This is a genomic window from Acinetobacter sp. 797_lipA (assembly GCF_058243025.1).
Window position 1 is genome coordinate 1222139 of record NZ_JBZAYQ010000001.1, and the last position, 21402, is coordinate 1243540.

General features: G+C 41.4%; 16 protein-coding genes. 1 reads left to right on the forward strand and 15 read right to left on the reverse strand.

Going from position 1 to position 21402, the window contains the following annotated elements:
- Positions 1 to 43 precede the first annotated feature (43 nt).
- The 14 genes from AC4CU2_RS05955 to AC4CU2_RS06020 all read right to left on the reverse strand — a co-directional run bounded on the left by AC4CU2_RS05955 (position 44) and on the right by AC4CU2_RS06020 (position 18672).
- On the reverse strand, positions 44 to 709 hold the full coding sequence (locus AC4CU2_RS05955; protein WP_004982107.1) for an O-methyltransferase: 666 nt from the start codon (positions 707 to 709) through the stop codon (positions 44 to 46).
- 131 nt (positions 710 to 840) lie between these two features.
- The gene (locus tag AC4CU2_RS05960) at positions 841 to 1560 is read right to left on the reverse strand and encodes a D-Ala-D-Ala carboxypeptidase family metallohydrolase (RefSeq protein ID WP_004982106.1); all 720 of its coding nucleotides are present in this window, start codon (positions 1558 to 1560) and stop codon (positions 841 to 843) included.
- A 132-nt stretch (positions 1561 to 1692) separates the two neighbouring features.
- Entirely contained in the window at positions 1693 to 2016 is a 324-nt protein-coding gene (gene fdxA, locus AC4CU2_RS05965) for a ferredoxin FdxA (RefSeq protein WP_004696359.1), read from the reverse strand.
- A gap of 207 nt (positions 2017 to 2223) precedes the next feature.
- Positions 2224 to 4857 (reverse strand): DNA mismatch repair protein MutS, encoded by a 2634-nt coding sequence (mutS, locus tag AC4CU2_RS05970; protein WP_490768433.1) that lies wholly within the window; start codon positions 4855 to 4857, stop codon positions 2224 to 2226.
- A 251-nt stretch (positions 4858 to 5108) separates the two neighbouring features.
- On the reverse strand, positions 5109 to 7115 hold the full coding sequence (locus AC4CU2_RS05975; RefSeq protein WP_490768434.1) for an esterase/lipase family protein: 2007 nt from the start codon (positions 7113 to 7115) through the stop codon (positions 5109 to 5111).
- Between the two features lie 121 nt (positions 7116 to 7236).
- Positions 7237 to 8139 carry an ABUW_2363 family tetratricopeptide repeat lipoprotein gene (locus AC4CU2_RS05980; RefSeq protein WP_490768435.1) on the reverse strand — a complete coding sequence of 301 codons (903 nt, stop codon included), beginning with the start codon at positions 8137 to 8139 and terminating at the stop codon, positions 7237 to 7239.
- 123 nt (positions 8140 to 8262) lie between these two features.
- Entirely contained in the window at positions 8263 to 9072 is an 810-nt protein-coding gene (cysE, locus tag AC4CU2_RS05985) for a serine O-acetyltransferase (protein WP_004696365.1), read from the reverse strand.
- Positions 9065 to 9913, reverse strand: coding sequence for an RNA methyltransferase (locus AC4CU2_RS05990; RefSeq protein WP_183172833.1), 849 nt, complete (start codon positions 9911 to 9913; stop codon positions 9065 to 9067). The genes cysE and AC4CU2_RS05990 overlap by 8 nt, the downstream gene beginning before the upstream one ends.
- 33 nt (positions 9914 to 9946) lie before the next feature.
- The gene (dnaE, locus tag AC4CU2_RS05995; RefSeq protein ID WP_490768436.1) at positions 9947 to 13516 is read right to left on the reverse strand and encodes a DNA polymerase III subunit alpha; all 3570 of its coding nucleotides are present in this window, start codon (positions 13514 to 13516) and stop codon (positions 9947 to 9949) included.
- Positions 13517 to 13700: 184 nt separating this feature from the next.
- On the reverse strand, positions 13701 to 14330 hold the full coding sequence (locus AC4CU2_RS06000) for a hypothetical protein (protein WP_062033571.1): 630 nt from the start codon (positions 14328 to 14330) through the stop codon (positions 13701 to 13703).
- Positions 14331 to 14416: 86 nt separating this feature from the next.
- Positions 14417 to 15112 (reverse strand): methionine ABC transporter permease, encoded by a 696-nt coding sequence (locus AC4CU2_RS06005; protein ID WP_490768437.1) that lies wholly within the window; start codon positions 15110 to 15112, stop codon positions 14417 to 14419.
- The gene (locus tag AC4CU2_RS06010; protein ID WP_126037103.1) at positions 15109 to 16134 is read right to left on the reverse strand and encodes a methionine ABC transporter ATP-binding protein; all 1026 of its coding nucleotides are present in this window, start codon (positions 16132 to 16134) and stop codon (positions 15109 to 15111) included. The genes AC4CU2_RS06005 and AC4CU2_RS06010 overlap by 4 nt, the downstream gene beginning before the upstream one ends.
- Positions 16135 to 16207: 73 nt before the next feature.
- Positions 16208 to 17080, reverse strand: coding sequence for a MetQ/NlpA family ABC transporter substrate-binding protein (locus AC4CU2_RS06015; protein WP_490768438.1), 873 nt, complete (start codon positions 17078 to 17080; stop codon positions 16208 to 16210).
- A 698-nt stretch (positions 17081 to 17778) separates the two neighbouring features.
- Positions 17779 to 18672, reverse strand: coding sequence for a 3-hydroxyacyl-CoA dehydrogenase (locus AC4CU2_RS06020; protein ID WP_490768439.1), 894 nt, complete (start codon positions 18670 to 18672; stop codon positions 17779 to 17781).
- 319 nt (positions 18673 to 18991) lie between these two features.
- Between AC4CU2_RS06020 and AC4CU2_RS06025 the strand changes: the two genes are divergently transcribed.
- Positions 18992 to 19963 carry an AraC family transcriptional regulator ligand-binding domain-containing protein gene (locus tag AC4CU2_RS06025; RefSeq protein WP_490768440.1) on the forward strand — a complete coding sequence of 324 codons (972 nt, stop codon included), beginning with the start codon at positions 18992 to 18994 and terminating at the stop codon, positions 19961 to 19963.
- A 39-nt stretch (positions 19964 to 20002) separates the two neighbouring features.
- Here AC4CU2_RS06025 and purD read toward each other — a convergent pair whose 3' ends face one another.
- Positions 20003 to 21286 carry a phosphoribosylamine--glycine ligase gene (purD, locus tag AC4CU2_RS06030; protein ID WP_286406583.1) on the reverse strand — a complete coding sequence of 428 codons (1284 nt, stop codon included), beginning with the start codon at positions 21284 to 21286 and terminating at the stop codon, positions 20003 to 20005.
- Between the last annotated feature and the right edge of the window lie 116 nt (positions 21287 to 21402).

Sequence of the window (21402 nt, forward strand, 5' to 3'; positions counted from 1 at the left end):
ATAAGCTTAAATTAATCGATTGTTTTTTAATCTAAGTTTTAGCTTATTTTACAATGGCTAAGGCAAATCCATCATGTCCTTTGCTACCGACCGTTTGAAGTGCTGTGCACGACAAAATTTTTGGATGGTTTTGCATCGCTTTGAACATATCTCGAATCCCTTCAATACTTGGTTTATGATTTTCAGGATTGATAATATCGCCTGCACGAATTACGTTATCGAGGAAAATCAAAGTACCTGAATGAGATAGGTTCAGGCTTAATTCCAAATACTCTGGGTAGCTTTGTTTATCGGCATCAATGAAAATAAAGTCGAAAGGTTCAATATCTGCAGGCAGTGATTTAAGGATATCTGCTGCGCGTCCACATTTGAGTTCAACGGTTTGTTTGAGCTGAGCTTTGTCGATATTTTCTTGGCCCATCGCGGCATGCGTATCACGCCCTTCAATCGTTAAAATATAACCGTCTTCAGGTAAAGCACGCGCTAACCACATGGTGCTATAGGCAGCAAAAGTTCCGAGCTCCAACACACGTTTACATTGATTCATTTGAATCAGCATTTGTAAAAGCATGCCTTGGTTGGGTGCAACAGCTAAGTGATCTGGAAAACCATGCTTCTCAGTATTTTCTAAAGTTTGCAGTAGAATTGGGTCTTCAGGAATTAAATGTGCATCGATATAGTTATCAATCTCTGTCCACATTTGTTGCATAGCATGTTCACCTTGGTTGCGATGAGGAGCATTTTAAACTTTTATTTTCAGAGTGCAATTTTTCCGACCATATTTGTTGAAATCAATGCTCAAAAAAAGAGGTCATATTGACCTCTTTTAATTTTTAAAAACTAGTAACTACACATCGAAGAATTGCGACTGAGGTCTGGCCCCCATGTACGATATCCTTGGGTATCAATGTGAATCTGACCAGAAGCATATAAACCTAAGCCCATGTTCAAGCTCTGACCATGCTGGGTCCAAAATTGGCATAGACGATATTTTGTATTTTCAATATAAGCATAATCTTCAGGTTGCGGGTTTTCAGACCCAATTCGAAAATCGATGGCAGAATTGAATAAGTGGCGTGATGAGTTTGCACCGCCAGCACATTGGTTTAAAGGTAGATCACGATAAACTGAAGTGACTTCAAAATCGGTCAGTACTTTGGCTGCAACTAAATATTTAAATACTTTTAAGGTCGCAATTTGGTTTTTCCAAAGTTCACGGTTCGGGATCATATATTGTGAACGACCACATTTTTGCCAGTCACGTGCTGTTCTGAGCAATTCAAAGCTTGGGATGATATTTCCCACGCCATTGCGTTCAAGAAAAACTTCATACTCACGTACGCGTGCTAGCGTGTCACCGACAGACATCCAAGCATTGTAGGTATAAGGAATAATTTTAGGTGGAGCAGGGCGGTCAAAACTAATTTTCTCTTGTGGGATAAAAATACGTTTTCCATCAGGAGTTGTGATGGTCTGTCCTTTGTGGGATGAAGTCGTACAGCCAATCATCACCAAGGGGATTATGCTAACCGCAAATAATCCCTTTAAAAATTTCTTCATTATAGAAATCAAATATTTAAAAAATACGGCTATTATTTTAATCCAAATTTGTGAGGAAAAATTGGAAATATTGCAATCAAATGTGTGTTTTAGGTATAAAAAAAGATCAGCTTATGCTGATCTTTTTCTGGCTTACTTTTCTAAGTATTGTAACTTATCTGCTTTACCGTTCCATTCTTCACGGTCAGCAGGTTGGTCACCAATCTGGGTAATGTTCGGCCAAGTTTGTGATAACTCAGCATTTAGTTCAATAAATACTTCTTGACCTTCTGGCAGTTCATCTTCAGAGAAAATTGCATTTGCTGGACATTCAGGTTCACAAAGTGCGCAATCGATACACTCATCCGGATTGATCACTAGAAAGTTTGGACCTTCATAGAAACAGTCTACTGGACAAACTTCTACGCAGTCTTGATATTTACATTTAATACAATTTTCAGTGACAACAAAGGTCATGGCGAAGGCTACCTAAAAATATGGTTCTAATAACTAATGTGTATTTTAGGCAAAAACAGCACCAACTAACAATTGCTTTTATTGATATTTGTTATATGCACGGCTGTTAAATTTGATAAAAACTGAACATTCTGCTGAAAATTGCTTTTTACAATAAAAAAGACCGTCATTTTGACGGTCTAGACGGTTTACAAAAATAGAAAACTACTATGAATGTAGCTGATCTTTCAATGCATAAAGCTGCTGTAAGGCTTCACGTGGACTTAAGTTATCGACATCAATGCTCTTGAGTAGTTCAAGTGCGGCAGAAGGCTTCTCAATTTCGACCACACGTTCAATGATTTCAAGTTCAGGTGTTTCTATCGCGGCAAACAAATCATTTTGAACGACTTTAGGTTTTTGCAGTTGTTGCTTCTCTAAAATTTTCAGACGATTTTGTGCTTCTTTGATCACACTGGCAGGAATACCCGCCAATTTTGCGACCTGTAAGCCGTGACTTTGGCTCGCTGGCCCATGTTGGACTTTATGTAACAAAATGAGGTTGCCGTTGAGTTCTTTTGCAGTGACATGGTAGTTATCAATAGCAGTTTCTTTGGCCAGCTCGGTCAGTTCAAAGTAGTGCGTGGCAAATAAACATAAGCATTTAATGCGTTTGGTTAAGTCAAGTACGCAAGCCCATGCCAAAGATAAACCATCGTAGGTACTGGTGCCACGACCAACTTCATCCATCAAAACCAAGGACTGATTGGTTGCATGATGTAGGATTTGCGAGGTCTCGGTCATTTCCACCATAAAGGTCGATTTGCCTGTAGATAGGTCATCTGCAGAACCAATACGGGTAAAGATTCGATCAATAGGACCTAAGACTGCCGATTGGGCTGGTACATATGAGCCACAATAGGCCAATAGGCTAATTAAAGCCGTTTGACGCATAAAGGTTGATTTACCACCCATGTTAGGACCTGTAATAATGGCCATACGGTGGTTAAAATCAAGTGTCGTGTCATTCGGTGTAAATGTGGCTTTGTTCAACGCCTCAACTACTGGATGACGTCCCGCAATAATTTTAACCCCAATTTCTGGGCTATACTCAGGACGTGACCAATTGCGTAAGCGAGCCTGATGTGCAAAGTTGGCTAAGAGGTCGATTTGCGCAATAGCGCTACTCATCATTTGTAAATGACCAATGTCGGCGCGCAGTTCATCTAAAAGCATTTCGAACAGCATTTTTTCGCGGGCTAATGCGCGGGACTCACTCGAAAGCACTTTGTCTTCAAAGGTTTTCAGCTCAGGCGTGATATAACGCTCAGCATTTTTCAAGGTTTGACGACGAATGTAGTGATCAGGTGCTTGCTCGGCTTGTGCACGGGTCAGTTCAATGTAATACCCACTGACACGGTTATAGCCAATTTTTAAGGTCGAAATTCCAGTATTTTGACGTTCTTGAATTTCAAGGTCGATCAAGTACTGTCCTGCATGATCGCGGATTTTACGCAGTTCATCCAGTTCATGATCGAAACCTTCGGCTATCACATTTCCATCCCGTAAAAGCACAGGTGGATGTTCAACGATGGCGGACATTAAACGTTGATGTAAGCCATGGAAATCACCCAATTCCTCATTCAATTGGGTAATTAGAGCGGACTGTTTACTTTGAATCACGGCTTGAATGGCATGACGTAAATAAGGGACTTGCGCACAGGCTTGGCGCAGTTGCACTAAGTCACGCGGACGGGCACTACCTAAAGCCACCCGACTGAGGACACGTTCGATGTCTCCAATCTCTTTTAATACTAAACGGACTGGCGATTCATGGTAGCCATCCACAAGACTCTTGGTAGCATCTAAACGTGCGTCTAAGAGCTTGGTATCACGTAACGGTTGCATCAGCGTACGACTAAGTAAACGTCCACCCATTGCAGTTTGACAGTCATTGATGAGTTGGAATAATGACGTGCCGTGTTCAAACAAAGGCTCAACCAGCTCTAAGTTTCTACGTGTCACAGGATCAAGCGCAATGAAATCACTGCTTTGTTCAAGCTGAATAGTGCGAATATGCGGTAAGGCTGTTTTTTGCGTTTCTTTGGCATAATGAATCAGGGATGCTGCTGCTGCTTTGGCAAGCGGCAAATGATCAATACCGAAACCAGCTAAAGTCGATACAGCAAACTGATCACATAAAGTTTTTTGTGCATTGTTTAGGTTAAAGTCGACATTTGGACGGCGTGTCACAGGGCAGTCGAGCAGTTTTTTAATGTGTTCAATAATGTTAGGGTCGACAATATTTTCATCGACCAAAATTTCACTTGGCATGAGGCGAGACAGTTCAATACCGAGTTGCTCAAGTTGGAACTCTTGTTGCTGAACTTTGAATAAACCTGCACTTAAATCTAACAATGCAATACCAATTTCATTTTGTTGTACGCAAAGCGCCACAAGGTTTGAACTTTGATGTGCCGTCAGTAAAGCATCGTCAGTCAGTGTACCCGGTGTAATAATCCGGACAACGCCACGTTCAACAGGGGCCTTACCTGTGACTTCACCAATTTGCTCGCAAATAACGACGGTTTCGCCTTTTTTCACCAAGCGAGCAAGGTAGCCTTCAGCTGCATGGTAAGGAACACCTGCCATAGGGATGGGTTCACCATTGGCTTTGCCACGATGGGTCAGGGTAATCCCGAGAAGTTTAGCGGCCTTGTGTGCATCTTCAAAAAATAGCTCGTAGAAGTCACCCATACGATAGAACATCAAAGAGTACGGATGTTGCATTTTGACGCCCATGTACTGTTGCATCATGGGAGTGAGGGTGGACAAATCAGTTATGATTCCCGAATTGCTCATGTAGGTGAAATCCTTAAATCTTTGAAAATACACAATATAAAAATAGACCGAGCGACACCGCTTACCGTGTGTATTTATGCGCTATGAACAGCTATTGTATGAATGGCAATATCTTAGCAAAATTGAAAACGACTAAACAATAAATCATCTATAAAGCGAACAGTTGTTAAACAGCCAAGTGATTATTGTTGTAGGCGTTAGGTGTAAAGCAAAAATAAAAAGCCTAAACATCTGTTTAGGCTTTTAAAGATTTAAGGCTTATACAGACCAAGTTCAGTCAGGTGCAACCGCAGGATACGACGTAACTCAAGAACAGCTTCAGGCGTTTCTTGAATAGAATGTCCCCCTTTAATAATCTTCTCAGACAATGCACCATCTAGATGGGCACTCGTATAAGGCACGACATCGTCTGTAATGATATTGAGGTCATCACTTTTGGTCGCATTCCCCATGATGCTGTGGAATTTCATGCCTTTGTATGGAACGACGTTTTTAGTTAACCGAGTGAAGTTAGAGTTCTTGCTGAGATCACTTGGTCCATTTTGAATGAGTCCATTATCGACATCTTTAATGAAGGCTTGTAGGTCAGGGTCACTACTTTGTATAACATCGGTCAGTGCCCCCAAAAATGCACCTGGTAGACGAATGACTTTACGTGCCGCAAGGGTAAACCAGCGGTCAGCAAACTCTGTCCCACGATGTGGTGCTGCCAAGAAAATGGCCCGACTAAAGTTTGGAATCGGTTGAATGTCGAGACGTGATTTAAACAGAGGGTCATTTTTAAATTGTTGCGCACGTCGATTGGGTAGCAGTTTCATTGCCGTAGGGGTTAAGTCAGCATCGCTCACCAAAAGCCGCGCAATAATACCGCCCATACTATGACCCACTAGCAAGGCATCCTTTTTGGCAGGCGCTTTGCTATCGACCAAATTAAAACTTTGTTGAATGATTGCATAGATTTGGAAACGACTTTCCAAAATTGGCATATTGGTCGAGTAGAACACTTGCCAGACTTGATAGTGTTCACGTAGCACGGGATCGCCCATGACATCATTCGTCAAACGAATCCATGCCTCTGGACTACTGGCTAGTCCGTGAACGAGCACCACCACTTTTTTATTTGGGTTGTACGGCTCAAGCATGTATAGGTGCGGCATAGTGAGGCGTGCATCACGATCAATCAGTGATAAATACGCGGCTTTACCTAAATTGTTTTGTGCTAACCATAAGCCATAAGGTGCAGAAAAGTTCGCAGCAAGAGGATAGCTTTTGCCTGCAATTTTCGCAGATTCAAACTTATAGGGATCATAAGCTGAGATTTCAAACTCAGGGTTGTTTAAGATCTCATCGATACTGGATGCAGAGCGTGGCTGTGCGGTAATAGTTGCCGCCAAATAACGGGCATTGTGAATGTTAGGATTACGACCATTGGTATACTGATAATGCAGTGGATCGACAATATATTTGGCTTTTTCGGGTGAGGTGTCGTTGTGCTCGGGTGGGAGGACAATCAGAAACTCTGACCCAAAACCATCGCGACGTGTGATAGAGCGTAGGCCTGAAAAGTTCATATTGTAAGTTGACATCAGTTGTTCAACTTGACGGTTTTTTAAAAGTGGGTAGTTGTCATAATTTATGCGGTAAATACTTTGCCCCACTTTTATTTGATTGCCGACTTCAGATGGCCCATGGCGTAAGCGATAACTATTTACAAGCTTAGCGATAGCTTGGTTATAAAAGTCACGGAGTTGGACTTGACGGTTATCAAAAATACGGTCTTGCGGGCCACGTTTGGTGTTAAACATGTAGGCATAACTATAGCGAATGCTTTTATCCAGCATGCCAAGTTGTTGATCTAGGCAGTTTTGGTAGTTTTGTTTTTGTAGCGCCTGTTTTTCTTCAGAGTGTGTCTTGGCTAAAATACTTACTTTACAGGCTGATGATTTTTCTAAGGAAAGTGCTTTAGCGAGATAGAGTTCGCTGGCAGTAGAGAGGAGCTGTTCATCTTGAATTTGTGGAATTTGTTTGAGTTCACTGACGCATTCTTCAGGTTGCTCTGAACAGATTTTGGCTTCTCGACCCGTCATAGACAGCACGTTTAGACTCGCTTCACTGAGCTTATCCCGCGTTAAAATACTCTCACGCTCATTGGTAATCGTGACGTTCAGTGATTGATTTTTCACACTGACCACTTGGCAACCACTCAAGAGCGAAAATAGAGTGGTTACCATCAAGGTGCTACGGATGTATTTAGGCATAAAAAGCGTCGACTACCGTTTATTCTTTTGAATTTTTTAAATCATACGATAATTCTCGGATTTATCAATAAAAATAGACCGAAAATTCGGTCTATTTTTAGGTACATCAGAAGTGATGGAATTATTTTGCAGTATTTAGAACTTGCCAAACATTCCAACGACCTTGTTTTTCTATTTCATTAATCAAGCGATCCGCAACTTCGGCTTCTTGTGGATATTTCAGCTTGTAGTTTTTCAAGGTTTGCACCGCATTTTTCTTTTGTTCCATAGCAATGTAGTTATTTGCTGTCGCTAAATAGGCTTCTTGAACACCAGATTTCATTGCTTTATCGAGGTATGGCATCGCTTCGCGTTGGCCACCACCTTCAGACAAAGCAAAACCGAACCAGAAGTTTGCTTCAGGGTCTTCTTGGTTAATTTTTAAAATACGCTGTGCATAAGCCAAAGATTTGGTGGTATAGACTGAACCGAGGTCTAAATTACGTGCCATAACGCTAGCTTTGAACGCACGAACCAGTACATCAAATGAGGCATTGTCTTTCGACGCTAACGTATCGAGCTGTTGTGTCACTTCTTTCAGTTTTAACTCAAAACCTTTACGCTCTTGGCGTTCTGTAAAGCGTGGTGGGTAGTGACGGGCTTTGCCTTCAACCAACTGTAAGAAGTCATCAATTTCAGTAATGTCGACTTCATTGTCGCCTGCCAGTACGGCAAACTTCAACTGACGGTCTTTGCTGTTTACGGTCGGGATAATCAGTTTATTGGTGTCTAAAAGCAGTTTTTTAGTTGGGTCGTCAGAGCGAGTCACTTCCATTTTAGTTACGGGTTGAGCCGCTGCTTTTTTTAAGTTAATTTCAAATGGAGGTGGCGCATCATAATTAAATGGATTGAGTGCATAAAATGGTGCAGTTAATTCAGGCTCTGTAAAAACGATGGTATCGTTGTTATTCTTCGTTGGGTTTGAGCTACACGCTGTTAAAAACGAGACAGCAAGAACAGCAACCGCTAAGGGTTTAAGCATCATAAGGTTCTTCCATTCATTATTTTAAGAAGTGGTATAAAAGGCATGTTCGTCAGTCTAAAAAAACTCTGATGAACATGCAAGGTTTGCTATAGGCAGGTTTTCAAAAACTAACACTTTTCATGTTTAGTCGTTAGATGGCAGGCTTTGAGCTTCACATTCGCGGCGTACATCTTCCAAAATTTTCAATTCTTCAGCACTAAAAGGTTGTTCATTTTGTTGTTGCTTTTTAAAAGTTGGATCAAGTAAAGACAAACGTTGGCAAAGGGTGTTCATCCGTTTCTCATTCAGCTGAATGCGGTCAAGTAGAACACGCATACCTTCAAGAATTGGATCAGACTGGTCTTGCGTTGCAGCATAAGGTTGGAAACCAATACTTTCTGCATAATCGCGACGACGTGTTTCTGCTTCATCTTTCGGTTTATCTTTAGAAATAAAGCGCGCAGGGTTACCAACTGCGGTCGTGTCGGCTGGAACTGCTTTGGTGACGACTGCATTTGAGCCGACTTTCGCATTTTTACCGACAGTAAAAGGGCCTAAAATTTTAGCACCAGCACCAACCACCACGCCGTCTTCTAAGGTCGGGTGACGTTTGCCTTTATTCCATGTAGTTCCACCTAAAGTGACACCGTGATATAAGGTCACATCGTCGCCAATTTCAGCGGTTTCACCAATCACGACGCCCATGCCATGGTCAATAAAAAAACGACGACCAATTTTGGCACCCGGGTGAATTTCAATACCTGTTGCAAAACGGCTAAAAGAAGACAATAAACGTGCTGAGCCTTTACATTCTTTTTTCCATAACTCATGCGCCATACGGTGCATGATCAAGGCGTGAATGCCTGGATATGTGGTTAGAACTTCTAAAGTGTTTCGTGCCGCAGGATCGCGCGCGAATACAGCTTGTATATCTTCTTTGAGCTGTTTAAGCATTAGATTGATCCTCTGTCTGATCCGTATTTGACTTTTTCCATGTGCCATTATTTAAGGCTTGTACACGACTAAAAATACCACGAAGTAAATGATATTCCATACGATCTAATTGTATACGTCCAAAAAGACGACGCAAGCGTAAAGGCAGTAATCGAGGATTTTTTGGATCTAAAAATTCAATCTCGGCTAACATTTTTTCAATGTGCGGGTAGAACTGTTCCATTTGCTCATGTGTGACCAAAGGCTCATCCCACTGCATAGACTCTGTATCTGTTACAGGCATGGTTGCAGCTTCATCTTCAGCGCTTTCTACAGCAGCAAGAGTTGCCATACGCATTTCATAACAAATCACTTGAATCGCTTGAGCCACATTTAGCACGCCATAGTCTGTATTTACAGGAATGGTGACATGATAGTTAGCCATGGCCAGTTCTTCGTTGGTCAGTCCGCGGTCTTCACGACCAAATACAATAGCAACGTCTTGCTGATCATTCACCACTGCTGAAATTGATTTTTCTGCCGCAGGGCGTGCGTCAAGCAAAGGCCAAGGAATGGTACGACTACGCGCACTGGTACCAAACACTAAATGGCAGTCTTTGATGGCATCGGCAAGGGTTTCAACAATTTCAATCTGCTCGATTAAATCCGTTGCACCCGCAGCCAAAGCATCGATATCGGGATGCGGATAGGTTTTTGGCGCAACCAAAACCAGTTTTGAGAGTCCCATTGTTTTCATGGCGCGCAGTGCGCTACCAATGTTCGCAGGGAGTGTGGTATTGACCATGACAATACGCACATGGGAGAGATGCGCTGAAACAGCGGCATTGTCAAATTGGCTCATGATTTTTCCAATGAATCTTTAAAATTTAAATAATTAAGAGAACTGACCGACTTCAGTTTGATATAAGTCCATGGCATCATCCATGCTCATATCCGCAGGTGGCGGTGGTACATCTACAGGTTTGGCTTCTTCATAGCTCACCGCTTTGGCTGCTTTGGATTTGACTTGATATTCCACATGAAGATTTTCTTTACCAAAATAGTCACGCAGTTTAGAAAGTAGTTCATCCAGCGGTGCCACTTTCCAATTGATCCCTAAGTGCAATTCAGCCGTGGCATACGGGTAGTCCAACAGCAATTGCAGCGGAATGTGATTACACATATCGACATTACAAAAGGGTGCAAGTATATTTTTTAAATCTTGGCTCAGTGTTTTTGTACTATGTGTTGGGTCGAGACGAATTTGAATACAGTTAGCGCGTTTTTGACGAATTTCATTCAGCGTAAATGCTTTGGTTAAGCGTCCCATTGGACGGTCAAAACCTTCACGCTCGTAAATTTCGCCTTCAATTACCACGACTTTTTCATTTTGAATGATGTCTTTAAAACGCATAAAGCGTTCATGATTCGCAGAGACTTCAATTCGTGAGGTACCATCATCTAAGGTCACCATCATTCGGTTCGGGAAGTTGGCTACATCGACCACGAGACCTGCAAAAACCGTAGTCACGCCACGACGGGTTGGGGTAAGTTCATTAATTTTATTCGGAATAAACGCTTTCAATTCAGTGCGATAGACATCAATTGGGTGGCCGGTTAAATACAAACCTAGGGTGTCTTTCTCACCTTTGAGACGGACTTCATCTGACCAAGGTTTAACGGGTTTAGCGGGTTTACGTTGTACTTCTTCAACCTCACCAAACAAGTCCATGATGCCTGTTTCACGGTTTGAGCGAGCTTGATCCGCTGCTTGTACCGCTTCAGGTAGCTGTGCCATTAGACTTGAGCGTTCAATGCCGAGGCAGTCTAAAGCACCTGAGCGAATCAATGCTTCTAAAGTCCGTTTATTGATTTTTTTCAGATCAATACGATGGCAGAAATCAAACAAGTCACGATACGGCCCATCTTGAATACGCGAGTCAATAACCGACTGCATCGCCGCTTCACCGACGCCTTTAATTGCACCGAGCCCATAGACGATCGTTTTGTCGTCCGAAGCATGGAATTGATAGATGGACATATTGACCGAAGGCGGCAATACCTCTATATCATTGTGGCGACAGTCATCAATCAAGAACACCACGTTATCGGTGTTTTGCATTTCCGATGACATCACCGCTGCTAAGAATTCAGCTGGATAATGCGCTTTTAGCCATGCCGTTTGATAGGCCACTAAAGCATAAGCTGCGGCATGCGATTTGTTAAAGCCATAACCTGCGAACTTTTCCATATAGTCAAAGATATGGTTGGCAGTGGCTTCATCAATGTCTTTTTTCGCTGCACCTTCCGTGAAAATTTGGCGCTGTTTGACCATTTCTTCGGGCTTTTTCTTACCCATCGCACGACGCAGTAGGTCCGCACCACCCAAGCTATAGCCCGCACAATACTGCGCTGCCTGCATTACCTGTTCTTGGTAAACCATAATGCCGTAAGTCGGTTCAAGTACACCTTCAAGTAGGGGATGGAGATATTCAAACTCGCCACCATGCATACGGTGGATAAAGTCTGGAATCAGGTCCATCGGACCCGGACGGTAAAGGGATACGAAGGCGATAATTTCTTCAAATTTGCTTGGACGTGCTTCTTTGAGCATTTTTTTCATGCCCACGGATTCAAACTGGAAGACCGCTGTGGTGTTGGCATTGGCAAAGATGAGGTATGCATCTTTGTCGTCAAGCGGAATGAACGCAATGTCTAAAGGCACATCTAGCTGAATGCGCTTATTGATATTCTTCACGGCATCTTCAATGACGGTTAAGTTGCGCAGACCCAAGAAGTCGAACTTTACTAGACCTGCAGATTCAACATCGTCTTTATCGTACTGCGCAACACGGCCTGTACCATCTGCATCACACATCACGGCAGAAAAGTCGGTAATTTTAGTCGGGGAAATGACCACGCCACCTGCGTGTTTACCTGTGTTACGGGTAATGCCTTCGAGTTTTAATGCCATTTCCCAAATTTCAGCCGCATCGTCATTGTCTGGGTTGGACGGGTTAGTGACAATATCTTTAAGCTGTGGCTCTGCTTCAATCGATTCTTCGAGGCTTAAACCTAAAGGTTTGGTCGGAATCATTTTTGAGATTCGGTCTGCCAAACCATAGGATTTACCCAAGACACGCGCCACATCACGAATAGCGCCTTTGGCTGCCATGGTGCCGAAAGTAGCAATTTGTGATACTGCATCGCGTCCGTATGTACGCGCCACATAGTCAATCACACGATCACGACCAGCAATACAAAAATCGACGTCGAAATCGGGCATTGAAACACGTTCAGGGTTTAAGAAACGTTCGAACAGCAGCCCATATGGGAGAGGATCGAGATCCGTAATTTTTAAGCTGTAGGCAACAAGTGAACCTGCACCTGAACCACGGCCTGGACCAACGGGAACGCCATTACCTTTGGACCATTGGATGAAGTCCATGACAATTAAGAAGTAGCCCGGGAAACCCATTTTAAGAATGGTCCCAATTTCATACTCTAAACGATCATCGTATTCTTTACGTTTTTGAGGCCAGTATTCATCACGCGTTTCAGGTGGGTACAAAAAGTCTAAACGTTCTTCTAAACCTTCTTTGGATAAATGTGCAAAGTAGGTGTCGATGGTATGGCCTTCAGGAATAGGGTAGTCAGGCAGGAAGTATTTACCTAATTGCAGTGTAACGTTACAACGTTTAGCAATCTGATAAGTATTTTCAATTGCAGATGGAATGTCTGCAAATAATTCCACCATTTGTTGGCCAGATTTAAAATATTGCTCTGGAGAGTAATTTTTTGGTCGGCGATTATCCCCTAATACATAACCATCGGCAATACAGACTCGGGCTTCGTGTGCTTCAAAGTCTATTTCTTTCATGAAGTGCACATCGTTGTGCGCAACTACACCAATATTGTATTTTTTAGCCAGTTTTAATGCTTCATAGTTGAAGTCATCTTCACCTGAGCGTTCTGTCCGACATAGAGCCAAATAAACACGATTGCCAAATTTTGCAATCCATTCTTCGAGTAAAGGTTCGGCTTTTTGTGGATTTGATGTACAGAGCATTTTGCCGACATCAGATCGCATGCCAAGTAGCGCAATCAGGTCATGGTTTTGTTCTAAAATCCAGTCTTTTGCAACGCAAGGAATATCAAGCTGTTGACCTCGGATAAAACCTTCTGAAACCAGTTCGGTTAGATTACGCCAGCCAACATTGCTCATCGCCAATAATGTCACGCGATGTTCAGCATCGTTCAAGCGAACTTCTGAACCCATAATCGGTTTGATACCATTATCTAAGCATTTACCATAAAATTTTACAGCAGCATGTAAGTTAGATAAGTCAGTAATGGCAAGGGCTGGCATACCTTCTGCCTTAGCAGCTTTGACTAAATCAGGTATACGTACAATTGATTCTGTGATTGAAAATTCTGTATGAATACCAAGATGTACAAAGTGCATAAGTGAGTCCCTGCAAAAACCGCTGAATAGTTTAACATGCTCTGCCTTCATTCTGAGTGCGATTCAAATGAATTGGCAAAATTTAATAGGCTACAGTGTTTGGACTGTTTATTTTATTGTCAGTAAGTTCTAAACGACTTAAAAAAGGCAATGTCAGTCGCATTGTTTCTTGGAATAAAAGCCTTTAGCAGGCCACTGCTTGCTGAATGGCAAAGCTGCTTAACTGTCCATTTTTAAAACCAAAGTTGAGATAAGCCGTGTAGGGTGGGGCAAAGTCTTGCGGTTCTTTCAGAAAGGCTTTGATTTCATTGGGTTGTAAGAGCAAAACTAGGGCTTCCCCTGATGTTGCCATACCTTGTGCACTGTATTTAAAGTCTTGTTTAAACTGCTGTAAAGTATAATTCGGTGTGATCTGAATATTTTGCACACGTATATTTTCGCTCATCGCTTGAGTGCTTTTCCAGTCAAGCCAAACACGGCCTTTGGTGTGACCGAGTTGTTTTAAACTCGCTTTGTCTTTATAGAATTTTTCAGCCTGAATTTTGGGATTATCTTCGCTAAAAATCTCAAATTTTAGGGTTTTGGGTTGGGCAGTTGTAATACTGTATTCATAGTTGCCTGTACATTCTGCATATTGTTTGCTGGTTATTCCATTCGGAGGAGCGAGTAATTCACTAACTTGATGTGCTGTCACAGATGCATTGAGTTCAACCTGATTCACTTTCACACTGGTGACGTAGTTATAGGGATTTGAAGCTGCATGGCTGAGCATCGGCAAAAGACTTAGACTGATCAATAGAGTTGTTATTTTCATCGTTATAGCTTTTAAAAATTTTATTTGCCAGATTATATAAAATTGAGACCTGAAAAAAAGCTCCCAATATTGAGAGCTTAATTTTGTTAGCGCAGTTTAGATAGCCAATCGCCAACGGATTGTACAATTTGCACCATGATCAACAGCACAATCACCGTGAGGATCACGACACTGGTGTCAAAACGTTGATAACCATAAGAAATAGCAAGGTCACCAATACCGCCTGCACCCACTGCACCGGCCATCGCGGTTGCACCAATTAAGCTAATTGTGGCTGTGGTTAAGTTTAAAATCAGTGAACTGCGTGCTTCAGGTAAAATAAACTTAAAGATGATTTGTAACGGAGTTGCACCCATGGCTTGTGCAGATTCGATAATGCCTTCATTCACTTCAAGTAATGAAGTTTCTACCAAACGACCAATGTATGGTCCGACATAAATGGTGAGCGGAACAATCGCAGCCCACGTGCCAATCGATGTACCGACGATGAGTTTAGTTAAAGGTAAAACCGCAATCAGCAAAATAATAAAGGGCAGAGAGCGCAGAGCATTCACAATCGGGTTCAGGCTGTGATAAATCACTTTGTTTGGCAAAATACCATCAGGACGTGTGACCAATAAAATGATGGCCTGAATAAAGCCCCAAATACAGCCAAATAGCATTGCAAAAAACACCATATGAAATGTTTCTTGCAAAGCAGTAATAAACTGATCAATTGATAAAGAGCTTTTCCAAAAAGGTGCTGTGATTTGAGTTAACCACTGGACAATTAAATCTCTCATGCCAGCTCTCCTGATTGTTCAACAGCCACACCATGTTGTTTTAAAAACTCAACCGCTTCAGCGATCAGGCTTTCATCGCCCAAGAGCTGAACAAACATTTGCCCAATCACATTGCCATCAATTTCAATCATGTTGGCAAACAGGATATTGAGACTAATATCAAACTGCTTAATTAAGTTTTGAATTACGGTTTCGTGGGCAGAGTTACCCAGAAATTGTAAGCGGTAAATACTATGATGATGCTTATGTTCGAGGTTATTCAGAAGCTTAATAGGTAGCTGTTGATGCAAAATCGTTTGAATAAAATTCTGTGTCGTTGCATGTTGTGGGCGACTAAATAAGTCCACCGTTTTCCCAGTTTCAACTACTTTGCCGAGTTCCATCACGGCCACATGTGAGCAGATGCTTTGAATCACATCCATTTCATGTGTCACCATGACGATGGTAATGCCTTGCTCTTGATTGATTTTTTTGAGCAAGTCTAAAACTGACTTGGTGGTTTGTGGGTCTAGTGCAGAAGTCGCTTCGTCACAAAGTAATATTTTAGGATGGTTGGCAAGCGCACGTGCAATACCGACACGTTGTTTTTGACCACCCGAAAGCTCGTCTGGATAAGCTTCTTTTTTGTGTTTGAGATCAATAAACTCAAGTAGCTCATTCAAACGTTTTTCACGTTCAGCTTTGCTATAACCTAAAAGTTTCATTGGCATTTCAATATTGGCTGCAACGGTTTTGGTTTGCAGTAAATTAAAATGCTGGAAAATCATGCCAATATTTGCACGTTCTTGACGTAATGCTTTTGCATCTAATGCAGTAAAGTCTTTCTGATTGATAATTACTTGGCCTTGAGTTGGGCGTTCAAGTAAATTGATCAAACGAATGAGGGTACTTTTACCTGCACCACTATAGCCAATAACGCCAAAAATACTGCCTTCTGGAATGTCCAAATTGATTTGGTCCAGTGCAGGAATGGTTTGGCCCTTCAACTGATAGTGCTTTGAAATGTTTTTAAATTGAATCATATCGTCAAAAACTACACAAAAATGAAAAAACAGGCAAAGAGACTTTGCCTGTTTCGTTGATTTGATTATATTACTATTTAGCTTGAGTAAGGTAGCTTACTGGCTTGTTCACATCAATTTTTGTGCCGCCAAAATGTTCTTGAACATATTTGCCTACTGCAGCGACATGGTAAAGTTCACCGACTTTTTTCAGTACAGGGTCATTTTGACGCGCTTCAGCCACAGCAAGTACGTTTATGTTCATTTTTGTGGTTTGATCGATTGGTTCATAGTAAATCGCATCTTTCAATACGTTTAGACCACCTTCCATTGCAAGTGTATTACCCAAAACAATTGCATCAACTTCGTCTTTCACACGTACAGCTGTTGCCATTTGAATAGGCTTGATGATGAGAGCTTTGTTGTTTTCAACGATGTCTTTCGAAGTGCCTTTCACGAAGTCAAAGTCATTTTTTAACTTCACAAGACCCGCAGATTGTAATAATAACAATGCACGTGATTCATTCGCACCATCATTTGGAATTGCAATCGTTGCACCATTTTTAAATTCAGCCAATGTTTTGACTTTGCTTGAATAGATGCCCATAGGCTCTAAGTAGGTCGTTGAAAGAGGGGCAATCTTCGCTGTGTTCGCTTCGTTATATGCTACAAGGTAAGCATAAGATTGGAATGCGTTGACATCGACTTCATTGTTTGCAACAGCAGTGTTCATTGCAACATAGTCAGTGAAGTTCTTAATGTCTAACTTTAAGCCAGCTGCTTTAGTTTCTGGCAAAGTTGCAATGTGGCGCCAAATATCAGCATCAGAACCAGTCGATGCGATGGTTACTGTTTGCTCAGCTGCTGCAGTATCCGTTTTAGCCGCATCTGTTGCAGGTGCTTCAGGTTTGCTACAACCGGTCAAAGCAACAGATAAACCCAGCGCAATTCCTAGAATTTTTTTCATTTTTTCTTCCCGAGTAAGCATCTAAATGAGGCTTAACTTAGCTGAACAATAGAGAGATTAATTGATTTTAAATCAGGTATGCCTGATTTGATGCATATGACTGTAATGTGAGTTTTGCAAGTGTGCAATTCGATATCAGTCGAATATAGGCGTTCACTTTGAAAAAGATTAATTTTTTCAACTCACTAGAAACATCTCTGCTCAATCGTTAAATTTTGCACATCATACCAACAAACTAATATTCGATATAGAGCATAAAAGTTCAATACTTATCTGATTTAAAGATTAGTAATTTGCATTTTGTTTATAATTTTATAATGAAAACAATATATTATTTTTAATTAATCTATTTAAAAATAATAATTTGCATAAATTTTGTGCTTTATAAGATTTTATCTAAACTAAATACAAAAAATAGATATAACGAGTATAAAGTGTAAAACCTAATGTATGCAGAGTAGTCATCCTAATGCTCTTAAAAGAACGGCATGGGCTTAATGCATTTGGTGTATAGGAGAAATAGTTATTACAAGGTGTATGTTCTATTTTTAAAGCAACTTAAAGAGTCTTAGTTATTTTTTGATGGTTGTGAGAACAAACTAAAGCAATCACTAAAAAAGAGTGATGCTTTAGTTTGAGCTGTATGCGAAGAAGTTGAAATATCAAAAAACCAAAGGCTCGGTTGATATTTCAATCCATTATCCCTTTAAAAAGGTTGCAGATTCATATGCAGGATTTGGGTAGCTATAGAAACCTTGTCCTGTTGGAAGACCTAACTTATTTTGGTTGATGAATTCGTTTTCAAGGCGTTCCTTAATACGTGCCATGATTGGGTTCACATCAGCATGTAATTTTGCAATATTGTATGCTGTTGTAATACCAATAATATCCAAAATTGCAAATGGACCTTTAGGTGAACCAAATGACTTCATCCATGTTTTATCGATGGTATGAGGGTCAGATACTTCGTTTATCCAAAGTTCTAATGCTGAAACACAATAAGGCACTAACATTGAATTTAAGATAAGGCCAGGTTGTTCTTTATAAACAGGTAAAGCCACCATACCAATTGCTTTGGCAAATTGCACTAAATCTTCAAATACTTGTTTGTCAGTGGTGTCATGTCCCATGATTTCAGCCATGTTGTTGACCCAAATTAAATTGGCAAAATGTAGTGCTAGGAATTTCTCTGGGCGACCGGTCAAGTCACGGAACTGGCTTGGCAATAATGTTGAGGTATTGGTTGCGAAAACGGTTTTAGCGGGTGCCACTTGACTCAATTTTTCATAAAAATCAGTTTTGATACCGACATCTTCAGGCACTGCTTCAATGACTAAATCCGCATCTTGCACGGCTTCTGCAAGGTTTGAATAGTAACTGAGATTGTTAAATGTATTGTCGAGTTGTTCTTGGGTCGCATTAATATCGCGTTTATAGCATTCGCTTAATTCAAAGAACTTAGCTTTGGCTTTAGCAAGTACTTCGTCATTAATGTCATATACCGACACTTTAAAACCATGAAAAGCAGTTTGAAACGCAATTTGATAACCGAGTACACCACTGCCAGCAACAGTTACATTCTTAAAATTCATTTTGTATTCCTTGTTTTATCCTTGATGAAAAATGTAGTGTTCATATCCATGTGCTACATTTATTCGCGCCAGCGTTTTATGTGTTTGAAGCGCAAAATTGATGAACAAATAAATTGCTCATAGGGCTATTCTGCCGTGGCTTTTTTATGCTAACTTGACGTAATGAGTCAATTTTTTGACGTATTGAGACAGGGATTGTGGAAATGAATCAGGAAGATTCACTCGCAGTTGAGTACCCGAAAAATATCCATGAGGATATGGTGCATAGTTCAGGGCTACGTGGCTATTTAGAGGTAATGCACAACTGGGTGCTGACCCAATGCCGTTGTTGGCCAAGCATGGAATGCAACTTGCACAATTACAAGATGACAATGCATGGATTTCGCATACAGCACTCATTCAACTTCTAGAAGAAAGTGCGCAACAGGCCAACTGTGCCGATTTAGGTATGCAGATCTCTCAGTATCAAGATATTTGCATTTTGGGCGTACTTGGGCTGATCTTGCAAAGTGTATCGACACTTCGTGAGGTGATTAAATACAGTTTAGATTTACTGTTTTTACATGGTTCTGCTTTACGTTTATATATTAATGATCGTGTTAGCACAGATGTATTTGAATCCAACTCGGATATTGTTGAACTTATTTTTGATATTCAGCTCCATGACGCTACACATATTTTAAGTAAACGACAAACCATGGATATGGGGCTCGCTGTGTGTCATCGGGTTCTACGTTATTTGAGTAGTGAGCGTTATCAGCCGCTCCGAGTTGCACTACCGCATAGTCCAATTGCATCCTTAAATGTGTATAAACGGTTTTTTCATGCCGAAGTGATGATCGATCAACAGCATGCAGCTTTGTATTTCCACAGAGATATGTTGAATATTACTTTAGATAGTGTTGATCATGGCTTACGTGAAATTGTGGACAGCTATCTGGAGCGGAGTTTTCGGAGTCATCAAGGTTCATTTAGCGATCGTGTACGACATGCGATACGCATTCATTTATCGGGCCCAAAGGCCAATAAAACAGATATTGCAAATATGCTTGCGATGCATCCTCGAAGCTTACAACGTAAATTAGATGAAGAACGGACCAGCTTTGAGCAGATTCGAGATAAACTCAGACAACAGTTGTTGTTGCAATATTTAGCAGACTCAAAAGCATCGATGAGTCAAATCGCTTCTGTACTGGGTTTTTCCGAGCAGTCAGCATTAAGCCGTGCCTGTAAAAATTGGTTTGGTGTAACACCGAGACAGCTAAAAAAGCTTCGCAGTGGTTTGCAATAAAAAACCCGCATTTAGCGGGTTTTTACGGTATGAATGTTTTTAAGCATTTTCACGCGCAATAGCACGATAACCAATATCTGTACGATATTGCATACCTGTAAATGTAACTTGACCACAAACTTCTAAAGCATTGACTTGCGCTTCAAGTACGGTATCGCCAAGAGCTGTGACACATAAAACACGACCACCCGCAGTCAAGATGTGACCGTCGGCACTCATTGTAGTGCCCGCATGGAAGATTTTTGTGTTCTCAGGAGATTGACCAAGACCAGAGATTACGTCACCTTGACGAACGGTTTCTGGGTAACCTTCTGCTGCTAGGACAATACCAATTGATTTGCGTTCATCCCATTCAGCTTCTACTGGAAGATTACCTGCAATACCAGCTTCAACCAGATCGACCAATGATGATTTTAAACGCATCATAATCGGCTGAGTTTCAGGGTCACCAAAACGACAGTTGAACTCGATCACTTTTGGTTGACCTTTGTCATCAATCATCAAGCCTGCGTATAAGAAACCTGTATAAACGTGACCGTCTTTTTTCATACCTTCAACGGTAGGACGCATCACTTCATTCATGGTTTTTTCAAATACATCTGCAGTCACCACAGGAGCAGGAGAGTAAGCACCCATACCACCCGTGTTTGGACCTTGGTCGCCTTCAAAAATACGCTTATGGTCTTGAGATGTTGCCATTGGTAAGATGTTGTCGCCATCAATCATACAAATGAAAGACGCTTCTTCACCAGCAAGGAATTCTTCGATCACAACACGAGAACCAGCATCACCAAACTTGTTGCCCGCCAGCATGTCATCAATCGCATCAAAAGCCTCTTGATTGGTCATGGCTACAATTACGCCTTTACCCGCAGCAAGACCGTCGGCCTTGATCACGATTGGCGCGCCATTTTTTTCAACAAATGCTTTCGCTGCATCGACTTCAGTAAATACATCGTAGAACGCAGTAGGAATATTGTGGCGTTTTAAGAAGTGCTTAGCAAAAGCTTTTGAGCCTTCTAGCTGGGCAGCAAACTGAGTTGGCCCCCAAATTTGAAGCTCTGCCGCGCGGCAAGCATCAACTACACCATTTACCAGCGGTGCTTCTGGACCCACAATAATCAAATCTACTGCATTATTTTTTGCAAAGTCGATAATTGCAGCATTGTCTAAAATGTTGAGTGCAACATTTTCACATTTGTTTTCTGTTGCAGTTCCTGCGTTGCCTGGCGCAACAAAAACTTTTGCAACTTTTTCATCTTGCGCGATTTTCCATGCCAATGCATGTTCACGACCGCCATTACCCAAAACTAAAATGTTCATCGGTTCATACTCCATGAATCGAAATGACATAAAGTCCTCAGCCTAAAAAGGAGAGGACTTTATGTAAGATTTAGAAATCTGTTTTAAACCACATGTATGACTTTGTCATTACGGTC

What these genes read in the sequence shown, in the direction of transcription:
- dnaE (WP_490768436.1), bottom strand. Translation starts at nt 13,516, where the DNA reads ATGCACTTTGTACATCTTGGTATTCATACAGAATTTTCAATCACAGAA.
- AC4CU2_RS05990 (WP_183172833.1), bottom strand. Translation starts at nt 9,913, where the DNA reads ATGAGCCAATTTGACAATGCCGCTGTTTCAGCGCATCTCTCCCATGTG.
- AC4CU2_RS06000 (WP_062033571.1), bottom strand. Translation starts at nt 14,330, where the DNA reads ATGAAAATAACAACTCTATTGATCAGTCTAAGTCTTTTGCCGATGCTC.
- cysE (WP_004696365.1), bottom strand. Translation starts at nt 9,072, where the DNA reads ATGCTTAAACAGCTCAAAGAAGATATACAAGCTGTATTCGCGCGCGAT.
- AC4CU2_RS06025 (WP_490768440.1), top strand. Translation starts at nt 18,992, where the DNA reads ATGCCGTTGTTGGCCAAGCATGGAATGCAACTTGCACAATTACAAGAT.
- mutS (WP_490768433.1), bottom strand. Translation starts at nt 4,857, where the DNA reads ATGAGCAATTCGGGAATCATAACTGATTTGTCCACCCTCACTCCCATG.
- AC4CU2_RS05955 (WP_004982107.1), bottom strand. Translation starts at nt 709, where the DNA reads ATGCAACAAATGTGGACAGAGATTGATAACTATATCGATGCACATTTA.
- AC4CU2_RS06020 (WP_490768439.1), bottom strand. Translation starts at nt 18,672, where the DNA reads ATGAATTTTAAGAATGTAACTGTTGCTGGCAGTGGTGTACTCGGTTAT.
- AC4CU2_RS05980 (WP_490768435.1), bottom strand. Translation starts at nt 8,139, where the DNA reads ATGATGCTTAAACCCTTAGCGGTTGCTGTTCTTGCTGTCTCGTTTTTA.
- AC4CU2_RS05975 (WP_490768434.1), bottom strand. Translation starts at nt 7,115, where the DNA reads ATGCCTAAATACATCCGTAGCACCTTGATGGTAACCACTCTATTTTCG.
- AC4CU2_RS06010 (WP_126037103.1), bottom strand. Translation starts at nt 16,134, where the DNA reads ATGATTCAATTTAAAAACATTTCAAAGCACTATCAGTTGAAGGGCCAA.
- AC4CU2_RS05960 (WP_004982106.1), bottom strand. Translation starts at nt 1,560, where the DNA reads ATGAAGAAATTTTTAAAGGGATTATTTGCGGTTAGCATAATCCCCTTG.
- AC4CU2_RS06005 (WP_490768437.1), bottom strand. Translation starts at nt 15,112, where the DNA reads ATGAGAGATTTAATTGTCCAGTGGTTAACTCAAATCACAGCACCTTTT.
- AC4CU2_RS06015 (WP_490768438.1), bottom strand. Translation starts at nt 17,080, where the DNA reads ATGAAAAAAATTCTAGGAATTGCGCTGGGTTTATCTGTTGCTTTGACC.
- purD (WP_286406583.1), bottom strand. Translation starts at nt 21,286, where the DNA reads ATGAACATTTTAGTTTTGGGTAATGGCGGTCGTGAACATGCATTGGCA.
- fdxA (WP_004696359.1), bottom strand. Translation starts at nt 2,016, where the DNA reads ATGACCTTTGTTGTCACTGAAAATTGTATTAAATGTAAATATCAAGAC.